Genomic DNA, 268 nt, shown 5'->3' on the forward strand with positions numbered 1-268 from the left:
GCCCGTCATTTGCAACTTTATGCGACTGGATGTCATCCGGGAACTGTGCAACTCAGTTGCCAAAACGATGGGCTTTATGACTGCGAGGCTTATGATAGAAATTCGCGCTCAGCTTGCTAATCCCCGAGATATTCCGGGCGCGGCTAAACAATGCAGCGGCAGTCATGGCTGTCGGAGTCCGTTGCGCCCTCGTGGAAATCTTTTCGAGGTCGGCAACCAGCAGTAACAGTGCCCGCCGTCGCTCGGAGTTCGTCGTCCCGGCCTGTAT

The 268-nt window shown here is 55.6% G+C and carries 1 protein-coding gene; it reads right to left on the reverse strand.

The window, feature by feature from the left end; genetic code table 11:
* Positions 1-52 precede the first annotated feature (52 nt).
* The coding region (locus SB753_RS37655) for a hypothetical protein (protein WP_410805235.1) at positions 53-268 on the reverse strand (216 nt) is incomplete at its 5' end.

The organism is Paraburkholderia sp. SIMBA_053, assembly GCF_046534895.1.
Classification (GTDB): domain Bacteria; phylum Pseudomonadota; class Gammaproteobacteria; order Burkholderiales; family Burkholderiaceae; genus Paraburkholderia; species Paraburkholderia caledonica.